At 64.0% G+C, this 16,869-nt stretch carries 12 protein-coding genes; 7 read left to right on the top strand and 5 right to left on the bottom strand.

Features of this window, described 5'->3' with window-relative positions:
• Positions 1–6: 6 nt before the first annotated feature.
• The 4 genes from ACE191_RS19240 to ACE191_RS19225 form a co-directional block, all read right to left on the bottom strand.
• Positions 7–531 (bottom strand): DUF3341 domain-containing protein, encoded by a 525-nt coding sequence (locus ACE191_RS19240; protein ID WP_400193868.1) that lies wholly within the window; start codon positions 529–531, stop codon positions 7–9.
• The gene (gene nrfD, locus ACE191_RS19235; RefSeq protein WP_400193867.1) at positions 524–1,981 is read right to left on the bottom strand and encodes an NrfD/PsrC family molybdoenzyme membrane anchor subunit; all 1,458 of its coding nucleotides are present in this window, start codon (positions 1,979–1,981) and stop codon (positions 524–526) included. The genes ACE191_RS19240 and nrfD overlap by 8 nt, the downstream gene beginning before the upstream one ends.
• 76 nt (positions 1,982–2,057) lie before the next feature.
• A complete protein-coding gene (locus ACE191_RS19230) occupies positions 2,058–5,126 on the bottom strand; it encodes a TAT-variant-translocated molybdopterin oxidoreductase (RefSeq protein ID WP_400193866.1) in 3,069 nt (1,022 codons plus the stop codon).
• Between the two features lie 152 nt (positions 5,127–5,278).
• Positions 5,279–6,502, bottom strand: coding sequence for a cytochrome c3 family protein (locus tag ACE191_RS19225; RefSeq protein WP_400193865.1), 1,224 nt, complete (start codon positions 6,500–6,502; stop codon positions 5,279–5,281).
• Between the two features lie 468 nt (positions 6,503–6,970).
• On the opposite strand from ACE191_RS19225, the gene rpsF reads away from it, so the two are divergent.
• From rpsF to ACE191_RS19190, 7 genes are all read left to right on the top strand, one after another.
• Positions 6,971–7,348 carry a 30S ribosomal protein S6 gene (rpsF, locus tag ACE191_RS19220; protein ID WP_151077795.1) on the top strand — a complete coding sequence of 126 codons (378 nt, stop codon included), beginning with the start codon at positions 6,971–6,973 and terminating at the stop codon, positions 7,346–7,348.
• 1 nt (position 7,349) lies between these two features.
• Positions 7,350–7,601, top strand: a complete 252-nt coding sequence (rpsR, locus tag ACE191_RS19215) for a 30S ribosomal protein S18 (RefSeq protein ID WP_151077796.1) — start codon at positions 7,350–7,352, stop codon at positions 7,599–7,601.
• Between the two features lie 91 nt (positions 7,602–7,692).
• Positions 7,693–8,136, top strand: coding sequence for a 50S ribosomal protein L9 (gene rplI, locus ACE191_RS19210; protein ID WP_400193864.1), 444 nt, complete (start codon positions 7,693–7,695; stop codon positions 8,134–8,136).
• A gap of 177 nt (positions 8,137–8,313) precedes the next feature.
• Positions 8,314–10,503: a GSCFA domain-containing protein gene (locus ACE191_RS19205; protein WP_400193863.1), complete on the top strand. Its 2,190-nt coding sequence runs from the start codon at positions 8,314–8,316 to the stop codon at positions 10,501–10,503.
• Positions 10,504–10,586: 83 nt separating this feature from the next.
• On the top strand, positions 10,587–12,647 hold the full coding sequence (locus ACE191_RS19200) for a thioredoxin domain-containing protein (protein WP_400193862.1): 2,061 nt from the start codon (positions 10,587–10,589) through the stop codon (positions 12,645–12,647).
• Positions 12,648–12,759: 112 nt separating this feature from the next.
• Positions 12,760–15,324, top strand: coding sequence for a primosomal protein N' (gene priA, locus ACE191_RS19195; RefSeq protein ID WP_400193861.1), 2,565 nt, complete (start codon positions 12,760–12,762; stop codon positions 15,322–15,324).
• 277 nt (positions 15,325–15,601) lie between these two features.
• A complete protein-coding gene (locus ACE191_RS19190) occupies positions 15,602–16,219 on the top strand; it encodes a TM2 domain-containing protein (protein WP_400193860.1) in 618 nt (205 codons plus the stop codon).
• Between the two features lie 79 nt (positions 16,220–16,298).
• Here the strand turns inward: ACE191_RS19190 and ACE191_RS19185 are convergent, their stop codons facing one another.
• A complete protein-coding gene (locus ACE191_RS19185) occupies positions 16,299–16,853 on the bottom strand; it encodes a hypothetical protein (RefSeq protein WP_400193859.1) in 555 nt (184 codons plus the stop codon).
• Positions 16,854–16,869 lie beyond the last annotated feature (16 nt).

Here is a 16,869-nt window from a genome sequence, read left to right as displayed (position 1 = left end):
GCGTCATTATTCTTTGGTCATTTCTTTCTCGTTCACTTCGGATGCGCCGTTGGCACGGAGCAACTGGCTGAGCTGACCCAGGTCGGAACCTTCCTTCAGCTCAATGGCCATGACGAACTTGTCGTCAGTAGAGCGCACGTCCATGACGGGCACTTTCAGGCGCGGATACAGTCCGCTGATGGTGTAGAAGGTGATGACCATCCCGTGGCAGCAGAACAGCACCGTCAACTCGAAGGAAACCGGGATGAAGGCGGGTAGGGCAATGTGGGGCTTGCCGCCAATGATCATCGGCCAGTCGAAACCCAGGGTGTAGATCTGCAGCCAGAGGGCAAACGACAATCCGCACAGGCCGTAGAAAAACGCGGCGATGGGCAGGCGGGAGCGTTCGATACCCAGGGCGTCGTCGATACCGTGGATCGGGTAGGGCGTGAAGACGTCGTAGATTTTGACGCCGGCGGCACGAATGTTCTCAATGGCGTGCAGCAGCACGTCCTCGTCCTCGAAAATGCCGAGCGCGAAACGCTTAGTCATGCTTGTGGTAGTTTACTGGAGCAGAGGCAGGAACACCAGCCGAGCGCTGACCCACGTGGGCACCCGCCCCGTGGTTGGGTCCGCCGTAGGTGGGGCCGTTGTCGACGCCGTACTTGAGGATGGTTTTGACCTCGGCCATGTTGATGACGGGGAAGAACTTGGCAAAGAGCAGGAACAGGGTGAAGAACAGGCCCAAGGTGCCCACGTAGATGCCGATGTCGATCCAGGAGGGCGAGAACATGGCCCAGGAGGACGGGATGTAGTCGCGGTGCAGCGAGGTGACGATAATCACGAAGCGCTCGAACCACATGCCGATGTTGACGATGATCGAGAGAACGAACGTGGCCGGGATGGAGTAGCGCACGCGGCGGATCCACACCAGCTGGGGCGAAATCACGTTGCAGGTCATCATGGCCCAGTAGGCCCACCAGTAGGGGCCCGTGGCCCGGTTGATGAAGGCGTACTGCTCGAACTCCACCTGCGAGTACCAGGCGATGAAGAACTCCGTGATGTAGGCCACGCCCACGATGGAGCCGGTAATCATCATGATCTTGTTCATCAGGGCGATGTGCTCCAGGGTGATGTAGTCCTCGAGGCGGAACACCACGCGGGTGATGAGCATCAGGGTCAGCACCATGGCGAAGCCCGAGAAGATGGCCCCGGCCACGAAGTAGGGCGGGAAGATGGTCGTGTGCCAGCCCGGCACGACCGAGGTGGCGAAGTCCATCGACACGATCGTGTGCACCGACAGCACCAGCGGGGTCGACACGCCGGCCAGGATCAAGGACACGGTCTCGTAGCGCGACCAGTGCTTGGCCCCGCCCTTCCAGCCGAAGCTCAACAGGGCGTAGGCGCGGCGCGCAATCGGGCCCGTGGCCCGGTCACGAATCGTGGCGAAGTCCGGTACCAGGCCCGTGTACCAGAACACGAGCGACACGGAGAAGTAGGTCGAAATGGCAAACACGTCCCAGAGCAAGGGCGAGTTGAAGTTCGCCCACAGCGAGCCGTAGGTATTTTGCAGCGGCAGTACCCAGATAGCCAGCCACGGACGGCCCATGTGCAGTACCGGGAACATGGCCGCGCAGATAACCGCGAAGATGGTCATGGCCTCGGCGGCGCGGTTGATGGAGGAGCGCCACTTCTGGCGGAACAGCAGCAGCACGGCCGAGATGAGCGTGCCGGCGTGGCCGATGCCCACCCACCACACGAAGTTGGTGATGTCCCAGGCCCAGCCCACCGTCTTGTTCAGGCCCCACTCCCCGATGCCGTACCACAAGGTCCGGTACACCGAGTAGAAGAAGATGCCCAGAAAGAACAGGGCCACGGCCAGGGCCGCCATCCAGCGGATGTTCGGCTTGGCCTCCACCTGCCGGCACACGTCCTGGGTGACGTCGTGGTACGTTTTACCATTCGTAACGAGTGGTATGCGTACTGGCGAAACGTGCTGCATATGTTTTAGAAAAAAGTAAAGGACGCGGCCCGCAGGCGTTGCGACCCGCGGGGCCGCGTCCGGTTAAGTCTCTAGGTTAGGCGTTGGCGCGCTCCTCGCGGGCTTCGACGTTGCGGATCTTCGTCAGGTACGTGATGTTGGGCTGCACGTTGATGGCATCCAGGGCGTGGAAAGCCCGCTCGCCGTCTTCGCGGCGCAGCAGCTTGGCAATGCGCGACTCCGGGTCGCGCATGTCGCCGAACACGATGGCCTGGGTGGGGCAGGACTGGGCGCAGGCCGTTACCACTTCGCCGTCTTTCGGACGACGCTTTTCCTTCTTGGCTTCGAGCTTGCCGAGCTGAATGCGCTGCACGCACATCGAGCACTTCTCCATCACGCCGCGGGCGCGCACCGTCACATCCGGGTTCAGCACCATGCGGCCCAGATCGGTGAACATGTGGCCGTTGACGGTTTCGAACTTCTCGTTGGAGTAGTACGAGAACCAGTTGAAGCGGCGCACCTTGTAGGGGCAGTTGTTGGCGCAGTAGCGCGTACCCACGCAGCGGTTGTAGGTCATCTGGTTCAGACCTTCGGTGCTGTGGGTGGTAGCCAGTACCGGGCACACCGTTTCGCAGGGCGCGTGGTTGCAGTGCTGGCAGAGCATGGGCTGGAAAATCACCGATGGGTTGTCGGAAGGGTCTTCCATCGCCGCGTAGGTGTCGAGCTTGCCCTTGGTGGCGAAGTCAGCCTTGGTCGTATCCGAGCTGTAGTAGCGGTCGATACGCATCCAGTGCATCTCGCGGCGGTTGATAACCTCCTGCTTGCCCACCACGGCCACGTTGTTTTCCACCTGGCACCCAATCACGCACGAGCCGCAGCCGATGCACGAGTTGAGGTCGATGGCCATGCCCCAGTGGTGGTTCTTGTACTCGTAGTCCTGCCACAGCGAAACCTTGCTGGGTTTCTCCAGGCCGTCGGGCGTGGAAATCTTGTCGTACTCGGTTACTTCCTTCGGGTTCTTGATGTAGGCCGCCAGGGTAGCTTCCTGCACTACCGGCTTGCGGTCCATCACCGTGTGGTGGGTCTGCGTCTGGGCAATGGCCTGCTTGGCGTCGGTCTTGGCCAGCTGCACGGTGGTAGCGCCCACCAACGAGCCGTTGCGCAGCACCAGCATTGGGAATACGTTCTCCCCTACCTGGTTGCCCACCAGGCCGGCTTTCTCGCGGCCGTAGCCCAGCGCGATGCCGATGGTGCCCTGGGCCTGACCCGGCTGAATCAGCACGGGCAGCTCCACGATTTTGCCTTTGGCGGTGGTTACGCGCACCACGTCGCCCTGCTCCCACTTCTGCTCCACGGCCATGGCGCGCGGCACCGTGATGTAGTTGCCCCAGGTAGCCTTCGACACCGGGTCGGGCAGCTCCTGCAGCCAGGGGTTGTTGGCTTCGCAGCCGTTGCCCAGGCCTACTTTCTCGTAAACCATCAGCTCGATGCCACTCACGGCGGGCTGCGCGGCAATGGCCGAGGCCGCGGCGTCGGCCGACATGGCCGGGGCCAGCTGCGCGGCCGGCGCAGCGCTCAGCGTGCCGGTAGCTACGCCGTCGTGCACGGCCTTGTCCCAGCCACCCTGGAAGTTTGCGCCCAGGATACCGCGCCAGCTGCTGCGCAGGTAGTTGTAGTAGCTGTTGGGGTTACCGGCCCAGTTCAGCAGGGTTTCCTGCGCCTGGCGGGTTTTGTACAGCGGCGTAATCACCGGCTGCGCGAGGCTCAGGAAACCGCGCTTAGGCTCGTAGTCGTTCCACGACTCCATCCAGTGGTGGTCGGGGCACTGGTACTGGCACAGGGCGGTGGTTTCGTCGAGGGTGCTGTTGAGCGAGATGCTCAGCAGCGAGGTGCTCTGCAGCGCCTTCTTCACCTCGGCGGCCATCGGGTGGTCATAGGCCGGGTTGGCGTGGTAGAAAATCACGGCGCCCACCTGGCCCTGGCCCATGGCGTTGACGAGGTTCAGCATGCGCTGGTCGTCGCCCTGGCGTACCATCGACGGCGCGTTTGGGTTGATGGTCGTACCGGCGTTGCCCAGAGCCGCGTTGATGGCGGCCACCAGGGCTTGCTCGGCTACGTCGTTGGAGCCGCACACCACCAGGGCGCGGCTGCCGGCGGCGCGCAGCTCAGCAGCGGCCTTTTCGATGGCCTTGGCCGCGGCCGGGTTTTTCAGGGCCGGGGCCGCGCCACCGCCCACGATTTTGTTGTAGAGGGCCAGCACCGCTGCGCCGTGCTCCGAGGGCTTGATGGCCACCCGCACGTCGGCGTTGGAGCCGGTCAGCGACATGTTGGTTTCGAACTGGAAGTGCCGCGACATGCTCTTCTTGTCGCTCGACACCTTGCGGTTCTGAATGTACTGGTGGGCGTACTCGACGGGCGAAATCCAGGTACCGAGGAAGTCGGCGCCGAAGCTCACGATAACCGCGGCCTGGCTGAAGTCGTAACCGGGTACCACGCCGCCGTTGGCGCGCAGCAGGGCCGAGCTCGAGTGCGCGTCGTACATCACGTGCTCGGCGCCGGGGTAGCGGCCGATGAACTCGCCGATGGCACGCTTGGTCGTCGGGCTGATGATGGTCGGCGAGACGATGGCAATGCGGCCGGCCGAGGCCAGCTTGGTGCGGATTTCCTGGTCGATCTGGTCGCGGTCGATGAGATTATCAACCTTGCCGCCCTTGCTGAAGCCCTTCAGCCGGGCCGAGTCGTAGAGGCTCAGCACTGAGGCCTGGGCGCGGGCCGAGAGGCCGCCGCGCGTGATGGGCGACTCGGGGTTGCCCTCCAGCTTGATCGGCCGGCCTTCGCGCGTTTTCACCAGCACGGCGTTGTAGTCCTGGCCGGTGAAGTAAGTGGAAGCGTAGAAGTTGGCAATGCCCGGATCCACTTCCTCGGGCTTGTTCAGGTACGGAATAGCTTTCCGAACCGGGGCTTCGCAGCTGGCCAGCGTGGCCGCCGCCAGGCCAAAGCCCATGAGCTTCAGAAAGTCGCGGCGCGGTGCCACGGTGGCATCCGACGAGGCGTGGCTTTCCTTCACCGGCATGAACGAACCGAATTCGCTCAGGGCATTGTGCACAAACTCCGGCGAGTTCTCGAGCTCCTCGATTCCCTTCCAGTACTTAGGCGACTCTTGCATTTGTATGGGGACTTGGGGACTTGGGGTCTTGGGGTCTTGGCTGTTCGGGACCAATCCTCACCCGTGCCCTAGTATTTTTTCTGTTTCAGCAGTAGCGGGCTTGGGAGCTGCCAGGTATTCAGACCAGAAGCTCCCAAGACCCCATCAAGCTATTAGTAGTGGCACTTCGAGCATTCGGTGCCGCCGTTCGACGACACGGTGAAGGGCGCGGCGGCGTTTTTGCTGTCGTGCAGTTTCACCAGGTTGTCGTAGTAGCCGTTGCCCTTGGTGTTGAGCGGCGTCTCGCGGTGGCAGTTGATGCACCAGCCCATGGTCAGGGCCGAGTACTGGTACACCACGTCCATGTTCTCGATGGGGCCGTGGCAGGTCTGGCATTCGATGCCACCTACCTGGGTGTGCTGGGCGTGGTTGAAGTAGGCCAGGTCGGGCAGGTTGTGAACCCGCACCCACTGAATGGGCTGCTGGCGCTGCACGGCGCGGTAGATTTTCTTGATTTCCGGCGAGGTCGTCTTGATCTGCGAGTGGCAGTTCATGCAGATGTTGGCCGAGGGAATGTTGGCGTTCTTGCTCTTGTACACCGAGGTGTGGCAGTACGCGCAGTTGATCTGATGCTCGCCGGCGTGCAGCTTGTGCGAGAAGGCAATGGGTTGGGCGGGCTGGTAGCCCTGGGTCAGGCCGATGGCCATCAGGCCCTGGATGGATTCGTAGAGAATCACCAGCACGAACAGCGTGCCCACGATGCCCTTGAACCAGCCCGACTTGAGGATGGCCATCCAGTCAGTCTTCTGCTCCAGCAGCTCCACATCACGGCCGTCGAGGTCCTTGCGGCCCCGCAGCACGTCCTTCATGATGTTGGCGATAATCACCAGCGTCACCACCAGCACGATCAGCACCACCACCAGCACCATCAGCACGGCGTTCATGTACTGACCGGCGCCGGAATCGGCCGAGGTGGTATCACCAGCGGGGGCACCCTTCGGATCAGTCTGAGTAGGCGTATCCCCACCCTTACTTTCTTCAGCCTTTACCCAGGCGAAGATGGAGGTGATTTCGGCGTCGCTCAGGGCGAAGCTGGGCATCTGCTGCTTCTGGTACTCGTTGAAGATCTTCACCGAGTACTCGTCGCCCGAAGCCACCATCTTGCTGGAGTTCTTCACCCAGCTAATCAGCCAGGGCATGGGGCGGCGCTTGTCGATGCCGGCCAGGGCCGGGCCTACCACTACGTCTTTGACGGCGTGGCACTGGGCGCAGTTGCCTTTGAACAGGGCGTCGCCGGCCGCAATAGCGGCGGCGTCACCAGCGGGGGCGGCGGTACCGGCGGCAGCGGGGGCAGCGGCGGCGGGCGCGTCTCCGGGCGTCACACCCTCTTTGCTCACGGTTGCCGCTTCCTGAGCCGCCAGTTGACCGGCGGTAGTAAACGTCAGAAACAGAGCCAGAAGCCAGTGTGAAAGGGAACGTAGTCGGTAGCTACTCATTGCAAAACGTGCTGAGAAAACGTAAAAGCAGGGCGCTTTAGGGCCACAAATGTAGCCCACGGCAGCCAGACAACAAACCGGGAATTGCTAATTTTTGGCCTATACGGGCTGCTTAGAATGATTCTAAGAGGCCCGAATGACACCTTATATATATGGGTGCAGCGCCAGCGCCCCGGCAGTGCAATTTCGGCCCTGCGGCCGGCTATTGCCGCTCCGGCGCCCGGCGCCCAGCCGCTCCTGCCGGTTGGCAATCAAGCGCTTATCAGCCCCGTGGTATAAAATATTTACCGGCTACCGGCAGCAGCAGCGCGAAAAACCCTTACCTTTGCCGGCTCATTCATCGTCTCACTTACAAATCTCTGTTCCAACATGGACAACAGAAACTATGAGACCGTCTTTATTCTGACGCCCGTTCTGAACGACGCGCAGGTGCAAGAGACGATCGAGAAGTTCACGCAGGTGCTTAAGGAAAATGGCGCCGACCTTCTGAACACGGAAAACTGGGGCCTGCGCAAGCTCGCCTACCCGATTCAGAAAAAATCGACCGGGTACTACTACCTGGTGGAATTTACCGCTCCCACCACGGCTATCGACGTGCTGGAACTGGCTTACCGTCGCGACGAGCGCGTTATCCGCTTCCTGACCACGGCCCTCGACAAGCACGCCGTGGCTTACAACGAGCGTCGCCGCAAGGGCGAACTGAAAGGCCAGAAGGCCAATACGCAAACCGAAGCCGTAGCCCAGTAAGATGAGCCTCGCCAACGAACGCATCCACAAGCAGGAGCAGCGCACCAAGTACTGCCGCTTCAAGAAAGCCGGCATTCGCTACGTCGACTACAAAAACCCGGACTTCCTGCTGAAGTTCGTGAACGAGCAGGGCCGCATTCTGCCCCGCCGCATCACGGGCACCAGCCTGAAATTCCAGCGCAAAGTGGCCCAGGCCGTGGCTAAAGCCCGTCACCTGGCCATCATGCCCTACGTGGCTGACCAGCTGAAATAAATTGTAGTCAGTATTGGGTAGTTGGTAATTGGACCGTTGCACCCGCAGTATTCCTAATACCTAATACCTAATACCTAATACTCTGAAAATCATGGAAGTAATCCTGAAAGACGACGTAAAAGGTCTGGGCTACAAGAACGACATCGTTAGTGTGAAGCCCGGTTACGGCCGCAACTACCTGCTGCCCCAGGGCATTGCAGTGCTGGCCGACAAGACCAACAAGAAAATCGTAGCCGAGAACGTGCGCCAAGCCGCACACAAGGCCGATAAAATCAAAGGCGATGCCCAGGCCCTGGCCGACCGCATCGGCGATTTGACCATCGAGGTTCCGGCCAAGGTGGGCGAATCGGGCCGCATCTTCGGCCGCGTAACCACGCTGCAGATTGCCGACGCGCTGAAAGCCAAAGGCTTCGATGTGGACCGCAAGCGCATCAGCCTGGACTCGGACCCCGCTTCGGTGGGCGAGTACAGCGCCACGATTGACCTGCACCGCGAGGTGAAGCACAAGCTGCGCGTAAACGTAGTAGCCGAGTAAGCTGCCCGTCAGCTCGATTTCCGAAAGCCCTGCCCCCGCGGCGGGGCTTTCGTGTTTCAGGCGATATTTGCCATTGAGTTTCCCTGCTAACTGGACAAATCGGCGTTGCTTTTGGCTAAACGCCCGGGGATGCGTAGGTTGCTTGTCCATTGCGCGGCGCCACAGCCGCATTTGCGAATGTTTCGGACTGAATTAGCTATAAAACCCGACCCGCAGCCGCTTTCCCTTGGAGCGCGGGTGTTCACCATTGGCTCCTGCTTCTCCGACGTCATCGGCGGACGACTGGCGGCCCACAAGGTTGCCACGCAGGTCAACCCCTTCGGCACCGTGTTCAACCCGCTGGCCGCCGCCAAGCTGCTGCGCGCCGCCGCGGGCGAAGACGTGGATTGGCAGCAGCACCTGGTAGAAGCCCGCGGCCGCTGGCAGAGCTACGATTTGCACGCCAGCTTCGGGGCCGACTCGCCCGCCGAGCTGGGGCAGCGCATCGAGCAGACCGTGCGCGAGGCCACCGACTTTCTGCGCACCGCCGACGTGGTGGTGTGGACGCTGGGCACGGCCTTCAGCTACCGCCTGCGCGACACCGGCGAGCTGGTCAACAACCTGCACAAGCTGCCGTCCGAGCGCTTCGAGAAAGAGCTGCTCTCGGCCGAGGAAATCGTGACGGCGGTGGCCGAAACCCACGCTTTGCTGCGCCGCCTGAACCCCAAAATCCGACTGGTGCTCACCGTGAGCCCCGTGCGCCACCTGCGCGACACGCTGCCGCTGAACGCGGTGAGCAAGTCGGTGCTGCGCGTGGCCTGCCACTATCTGGCCGAGCTGCTGCCCGCTACCACCTACTTCCCGGCCTACGAGCTGCTGCTCGACGACTTGCGCGACTACCGCTTCTACGGGGCCGACATGCTGCACCCCTCCGAAGTGGCGGAGGATTACATCTGGGAGAAGTTCACGGGGGCCTACTTCGACGAGAGCTTCCGCGACTTCGTGTTCGAGTGGGACGCCATTCAACGCTCCCTGGCCCACCGCCCCCTGCACGAGGGTGCCCCGGAGCACCGCCATTTCCTGGAGCAAACCGAAGCCCGCCTGCAACGGCTGGCCGACGTGGTGAACGTGCGCCAGGAGCTGCGCGAGCTGCACAAGCGCATTGTGGCCCTGCCCGCGCCCAAGCCCGTGGCCCTCCCCGAGGAAGATGACGAGGAGCGCATCGACATCGGCGAAGGTTCGGCGCCCGTGCTGAGCCCGGCGCCACGTCGCCCCGAGCCGCCCGCGGTGGCACCTGTTGAAGCTGCCCCCTTGGCGCAGGAAACGCCGGAAGAAGCAGTTGTTGACCTCGACGAGCCGGCCGACGACGAGTTCGACGAGGAAAACAGCTACTTCGCCATGGTAGCCGGCGCCTCGCTCGACGAGTCTACAGCCGAGGAAACCGATGACGTTGAAGCGACCGAACACTCGGAAGAAGCGGTTGATGGGGCCCTCCCCTCGAAGCGGCGCAAGCGCAAGCGCGGCGGCCGCAAGCACAAGCGCGGCAACCGCCCGGCCGAGGGTGCACTGGCCGTCGGCGAAGACGCCGGGGACGCAACGGCCGTGCCAGCCGGCGCGGAAACACCGCAACCCCTGGCGGCTCTGGATTCGGCACCCGCCGCTGCTGCGCTGGCCGAAGCTCCTGCCCCCGAACAGCCGCTGGCGGCCGAGCTTCCCCAGCCCGAAGAAGCAGCTGAACCCAGATCTTCCCGCTCGCGTCGCGGCCGCGGCCGTAAAACCGCCGCTGCTGTAGCCGAAGCCGCGCTGCCCGAAGTCGCTGTTCCCCCGCTCACCGACTCGGTTCCTGCCGATTCCGCACCGGCCGCGCCGTCGGGTTCGCCGGAGCAGCCCACCGTGGCGCCCGAGCCAGCTTCGGCCGCGCCGACACCGCTAGTTGAGTCGGAGGCGGGCCCAACGGCTGCCGATGAGCCTGCCGCGCCGCCCAAGCGTGCCGCCAGCAAGCGGAAGCCCGCGCGCACGCCGGTTCCGCCTCGCCCGCGCCCCAACCGGCAGGCCACCGCGGCGCTGGCAGCCCCCGCCCCGGCTCCCGAACCCGTAGCGTTGCCCACTGCCCCCCAGGAAACTGTCCCAACGCCGGAAGTCGCCCCAGCTCCCCGGCGCCGGGCGGCCCCGCGCCGCCAAGCCGCGCCCGCTGCAGCTCCCGCAGCCCCACCGGCGGCGCCAGCCGTGGCCGCCGAAGCGGCTGCTCCGGCACGCAAAACCCGTCGTAAGCCCGCGGCGTCCGGCGCAGAGCCGGCCCCGGCCGCACCCGCCGACTCTGCGCCGGCGGCGCCCAAGCGCCGGACCCGACCGCCCCGGCGCAAGCCCGACGCTTCAGAGCCTTCTTAAGCGCAAACCCGGCCCCCTAAGGCCGGGTTTGCCTTTTTCAGGGCCCTGCCCGTAATGTTTGCTGACTCTACTGCTTCGTTGCTATGCCCGTGCCTCCCTCCCACCCCAATCGGCTGATTCACGAAACCAGTCCCTACCTGCTGCAGCACGCCCACAACCCCGTCGACTGGTTTCCCTGGGGCGAGGAGGCCCTCGGCCGCGCCCGCACCGAGCAAAAGCCCATCCTGGTTAGCATCGGGTACGCGGCCTGCCACTGGTGCCACGTGATGGAGCGCGAGTCGTTCGAGCACGAGCAGATTGCGCGGGTCATGAACGAGCGGTTCGTGTGCATCAAGGTCGACCGCGAAGAGCGGCCCGACGTGGACCAGGTGTACCTGGACGCGGTGCAGGCCATGGGCGTGGGCGGCGGCTGGCCACTGAACGTGTTTCTGACGCCCGAAGCCAAGCCCTTTTACGGCGGCACCTACTTCCCGCCGCGCCAGTGGTTTGAGCTGCTGCAACAGGTGGCCAACGCCTACCAGAGCGCAAACCGCCCCGCCCTCGACCAGTCGGCCGAGGACTTTGCGCGGGTGCTGCGGGCCACCGAGCTGGAGAAGTACGGCGTGCAGCCCGCCACCGCGGGCCTGCGCCGCCCGGAGCTGCGGAAGCTGCTGGGCAGGCTCGAAAAAAGCTTCGACCGCGCCCGTGGCGGCACCGGCGGGGCGCCCAAGTTTCCCATGCCTGCCATCTGGCGCCTGCTGCTGCGCGCCCAGCAGCTCACGGGGCAGCCGTCGGCCCTACAGCAAACCGCGCTTACCCTCACCGAAATGGCCTGGGGCGGCATCTACGACCAGGTAGGCGGCGGCTTTGCCCGCTACTCGGTGGATGAGCAGTGGCGGGTGCCGCACTTCGAGAAGATGCTCTACGACAACGGCCAGCTCGTGAGTCTCTACGCCGAAGCCTACCAAGTAACCCAGGACGAGCATTACCGCGCCGTGGTGCAGCAAACCGTGGCCTTCGTGCAACGCGAGCTGCTGAGCCCCGAAGGCGGCTTCTACGCCTCGCTCGACGCCGACAGCGAAGGCGAGGAAGGCCGCTTCTACGTGTTCACCCTGGCCGAGCTCTACGACGTGCTGGGCGACGAGGCCTCGCTGGCCGCCGACTACTACCAGTGCACTGCCCTGGGCAACTGGGAGCACGGCCGCAACGTGCTGCACCGCCGCCAGTCCGACACCGACTTTGCCGCCGCTCATCAGCTCGCGCCCGGCGTGGTGGCCGAGCTGGTGCGGGGCTGGCAGCAGCGGCTGCTGGCCTACCGCAGCCGGCGCGTGCGCCCCAGCCTCGATGACAAGATCCTGACCGGCTGGAACGCCCTAATGCTGCGCGGGCTCTGCGACGCCTACCGCGCCTTTGCCGACGCCGAGTACCTCGCGCTGGCCCGGCAAAACGCGGCTTTCATCGAAGCCAACCTGGTACGGGCTGATACCGGCGGCCTCTGGCGCAGCTGGAAAGCCGGCCACGGCCGCGTGGTGGCTTTTCTCGAAGACTACTCCCTGCTCATCGACGCCTACGTCAGCCTCTACGAGGTGACCTTCGAGGAACGGTGGCTGCGCCGGGCCGGGGAGCTGACGGAATACGCGCTGGCGCACTTCTCCGACGCCGCCGATCCGCACCTGTTTTACACCGACGCGGCCGGAGAGGCGCTCATTGCCCGCAAGAAGGAGCTGTTTGATAACGTGATTCCCAGCTCCAACTCCGTAATGGCCCACAACCTGCTGCGTCTGGGCACCCTGCTCGACGTGCCGGCCTGGCGCGAGCGGGCGGCGGCCATGCTGGCGCAGGTGCAGCCCCTGGCCGTGAAAGAGCCCCAGCACCTGGCCCACTGGGCCGCGCTGTACCTGAGCTTGCTCTGCCCGCTGGCCGAAGTGGCCATCGTCGGCCCCGACGCCGAGGCGCTGCGCCGGCAGCTGAGCCGTCATCCGCTGCCCAACGCGGTGCTCAGCGGCAGCCCGGCCGCAAGCGAGCTGCCGCTGCTGCAGGGTCGCTTTCGGCCCGACCAAACCACGATTTACGTGTGCTACCGGCACGCCTGCCATCAGCCCGTGCATTCGGTGGCCGAGGCCCTGGTCCAGCTGCAGGCCGCCTGGGCAGTACCCTCGCCCTAGGCCTGCCCAGTAGCTTCGGCGCGGGGTGGGCCAACCCAACGGCCGTCGGGGCGGTTATGCTTCCATCCCACCCCTGCGCGGGCTACCTTTGTAGTTCGCCGCTTCAGAATCCGTGTCGCAGACCCAGCTGTTTATTCTTCCCGACTCCGAGCCCACCCCGGCGGCGGACCGCGTTACCCTGTTTGCCGATGTGGTGCTGCCCCTGCCGCTGCCCCGGCTCTATACCTACCGCGTGCCCTTCGAGCTGAACGACCAGGTGGTGGTGGGCGGCCGGGTGCTGGTGCAGTTTGGGGCCAAGAAAACGCTGAGCTGCATTGTGGCGGCCGTGCACGAAACCGCGCCCAAGGACTACCAGGCCAAGTACATCCTGGAGTTCATCGACGACGCGCCGGTAGTCACCCAGCCCCAGCTCAAGCTGTTCCGCTGGATTGCCGAGTACTACCTCTGCACCCTGGGCGAGGTCATCAACGCAGCCCTGCCCTCGGCCCTCAAGCTCAGCTCCGAGTCGCGGGTGCAGCTGCACCCCTCGTTTCTGTCGGAAGGCACGCCCTACCCGCTCAGCGAGCAGGAAGAGAAAATCGTAGCGGCCCTGAGCACCGAAGACGGCAAGGCGCTGACTTTCTCGGAAGTAGGCGAGGTACTGGGCATCAGCTCCTTCCATAAGGTCATCAAGAGCCTGATGCAGAAGGACGTCATCTTTCTCTTCGAGCACATTGCCGACAAGTACGCCCCCAAGGTGGTGAAGAAAGTGCGCCTAGCCCACCATTTCGTGCGCGAGGCCGCCTTGGAAGGCCTGATGGAGCAGCTGGCCGGCAAGCCCAAGCAGCTCGACGTGCTGCTGCGCTACGTGCAGCGCGTGCCGGTGTACCAGAACGAGCACCTCAACCACCGCGGCCTCGAAAAGGCGGCCCTCACCAGCAGCCCGCACCTGTCGCCCTCGGCGGTGAACACGCTCATCAAAAACGGCGTGCTCGAGCAGTTCGACCAGATTGTGTCGCGCTTCCCGCTGGACGAGGGCGCCGAGCAGCAGATGCCCTTTGCCCTGAGTGAAGGCCAGCTCACGGCCCGCAACGAGGTGCTCGACCACTTTCAGCAGAAAGACATCGTACTGCTGCACGGCGTGACGGGCTCGGGCAAGACGGAGATTTACATCGACCTGATCAAGAACGCGCTGGAAGGCGGCGGGCAGGTGTTGTATTTGCTGCCCGAAATTGCCCTCACGGCCCAGATCGTGACCCGCCTGATGCGCGTGTTTGGCACCCGCCTGGGCGTGTACCACAGCAAGTTCTCCGACAACGAGCGGGTGGAAGTGTGGAACGGCGTGCTCTCGGGCCGCTTCCAAGTGGTGGTGGGCGTGCGCTCGGCCGTGTTCCTGCCCTTCGACAACCTCTCGCTCATCGTGGTCGACGAGGAACACGAGTCGAGCTACAAGCAGTACGACCCGGCTCCGCGCTACAACGCCCGCGAGGTGGCCCTGATGATGGGCACTTTCCAGGGCGCCAAGATTCTGCTGGGCTCGGCCACGCCCTCGGTGGAAACCTACTACCAGTGCCGCGCCGGCCGCTGGGGCCTGGTCACGCTCACCAAGCGCTTCGGCGAAGCCGGCCTGCCCGACATCGAGCTGATTGACACCCGCCGCAACCTCTCGCCGGGCCCGAACGGGCAGGTGAAGCGCCCCACCCACAACTTCACGCCCGAGCTGACCGCCGCCATCGAGGGCCGGCTGGAGCAGAAAGAGCAGGTGATTCTGTTTCAGAACCGCCGCGGCTACTCGCCCTTCATCACCTGCCTCGACTGCGGCTGGGTGCCCAAGTGCAAGAGCTGCGCGGTGAGTTTGAGCTACCACAAGCACGCCCACGAGCTGCGCTGCCACTACTGCGGCCACCACGACCCGATGCCGCGCGAGTGCCCGGCCTGCGGCTCGATGGCTTTGCGCATGATGGGCTTCGGCACCGAGCGCATCGAAGACGACCTCAAGATTATGCTCCCGCAGGCCATGGTGCAGCGCATGGACCTGGACACAACCCGCGCCAAGAACGCCTACCAGCAAATTATCAGCGACTTTGAGCAGCAGCGCACCAACGTGCTGGTGGGCACCCAGATGGTCACCAAGGGCCTGGACTTCGGCAACGTGAGCCTGGTGGGCATCATCAACGCTGACTCCATCATCCACTACCCCGACTTCCGGGCCCACGAGCGCGCCTACCAGATGTTTGTGCAGGTCAGCGGCCGGGCGGGGCGCAAGGGCAAGAAGGGCAAGGTCATCATTCAGACCGGCGACCCGCAGCAGGCCATCTTCGAGAAGGTGATGCGCAACGACTACGTGTCGTTTTACGAGTACGAGCTGGAGCAGCGGCGCGAGCACCTGTACCCGCCGTTTGCCCGCGTCATCAAGATTACGGTGAAGCACGTGGAGGAGCGCGGGGCGCAGGAAGCGGCCATCAAGCTGGTCGTGGAGCTGGTCGAGCGCCTGGGCCGGGAAGCGGTGCTGGGCCCCGAGGCGCCCTACATCTTCCGCATCCGCAATTTCTATTTGCAGGAAATCACCATCAAGCTCAGCCGCGAGCATACCGTGCTCAAGCACGCCAAGGCCCAGATTCTGGAAAGCATCAACCTCATCAAGGCCGACAAGGACCACAAGGGCGCGCGCATTGCCGCCGACGTGGACCCCATGTAGGGCGTAGCGGTTTCGATAACCCGCGGCCCCGGTTCGTGCTCCAGTAGCATGGGCCGGGGCCGCGGGCTTTTAAGCTCTCAGGGGCGAGTATATATGCCGCTTTCCGCGCAATTCCATCACCCGATTATGTGATGCTGCAGGCATTTTCGGGGGATGCTTCTGCGTCGATATTCCTCCTACCTTGCGGCGGTATTACGGTAAGATTCTCCTCTGAAATTGCCCCGTAATCCAGTAAGCTCCTCCTTCCCCTTTTTTTTCTTCTACCCATCAAACCGTTATGGGCAAGCTCACCTCCCTTTTGACCACCGCTCTGGCCGTGGTAACCCTGGCCTCGTGCAGCAAGGAAAGCTACACGTTCCGCAACTCGTCGCCCTACGGCGCCACTTACACGGCCGCGCAGCCCAAAGCCCCCGTGGCCCCCGCCGCTGAAGCGCCCGCCGCCCCTGCCCCCGAGCTGACGGCCTCGGCCGCCCCGGTAGCCGCGCCGGCCAAAACCCCGGCCAAACGCGCCTACACCGCCCCGGCCAAGACGAGCAAAGCTGCCCCGGCCGTGGCCAAGGCCGCGCCTACCAAGGCCGAGGTGAAAGAGGCTAAAGCGACCCTGAAGGCCATGCACAAGGCTGCCAAGCAAGCCAAAGCCACGGCACCGCAGGCCTCGGGCAAAAGCCAAATTGCCGCTGCTCTGCTGAGCTTTTTCCTGGGTTTCTTCGGCGTGCACCGCTTCTACCTGGGCTACACGGGCATCGGATTGGTATTCATCGGCCTGTTCGTGCTGGGTTTTGTCACCTTCGGCATTGCTTGGCTGGCTGGCCTGATCTGGAATCTGATCGACCTCGTGCGTATTCTGACCGGTAGCCTGAAACCCAAGGATGGCGAGTACGAGAAAACGCTCTAACCGAGTTGTTCAACGCCAACGAAAAAGGCCCTGCCAGTACTGGCAGGGCCTTTTTGCATTAACGGGGTTTCGCCGCGACCTATACTTCTTCGAGCAGGCCCAGAATCAGGAATACCACGCCTACCAGGGCCAGGATGTAGCCCAGCAGGCCGAACACGATGCCTACTACCAGGCCAATCAGCAGGAAGATGATGCCCAGCTTGATGTAGCGGTTGAGGGCATTGGCGTCGTCGGCCGAGGCGGCGTCGCGGTGCTTTTTCACCTGGGCCTGCGAGGCCAGCTTGTCGGCCTTCTTCAGGATTTTGTTGACGGCCATGCGCTGCACCGGGTTCAGCTTGCGGGCGGCGGCCGGCGCGGGAGCAGCGGGCGTCGCGGCCGGAGCCGGGGCAGCGGCAGGCGCCGTAACGGGGGCCGTAGCCAGGGCCGGCGCCGCAGTGGCGGGGGCGGCTTCGGGAGTAGCCGGGGTAGCGTCGGCCGCGGGGGCGGGCTGGGCGGCTACTACGCGCTGGGCCTGCCCGTGGTACGAGCTGGTCTTGGGCAGCATGGCGTACTCGCTGCGGCCGCAGCTGGCCAGCGTGGCGGTGAATGCCGCCGCAACCGCGAGCTTGTTCAGCAGTTTGGCAAGGTGCTTCATAGAGGGTAGGAGTTGG

This window comes from Hymenobacter sp. B81 (genome assembly GCF_044628455.1).
GTDB lineage: Bacteria > Bacteroidota > Bacteroidia > Cytophagales > Hymenobacteraceae > Solirubrum.
This window is presented reverse-complemented; position numbering and strand designations above follow the sequence as displayed.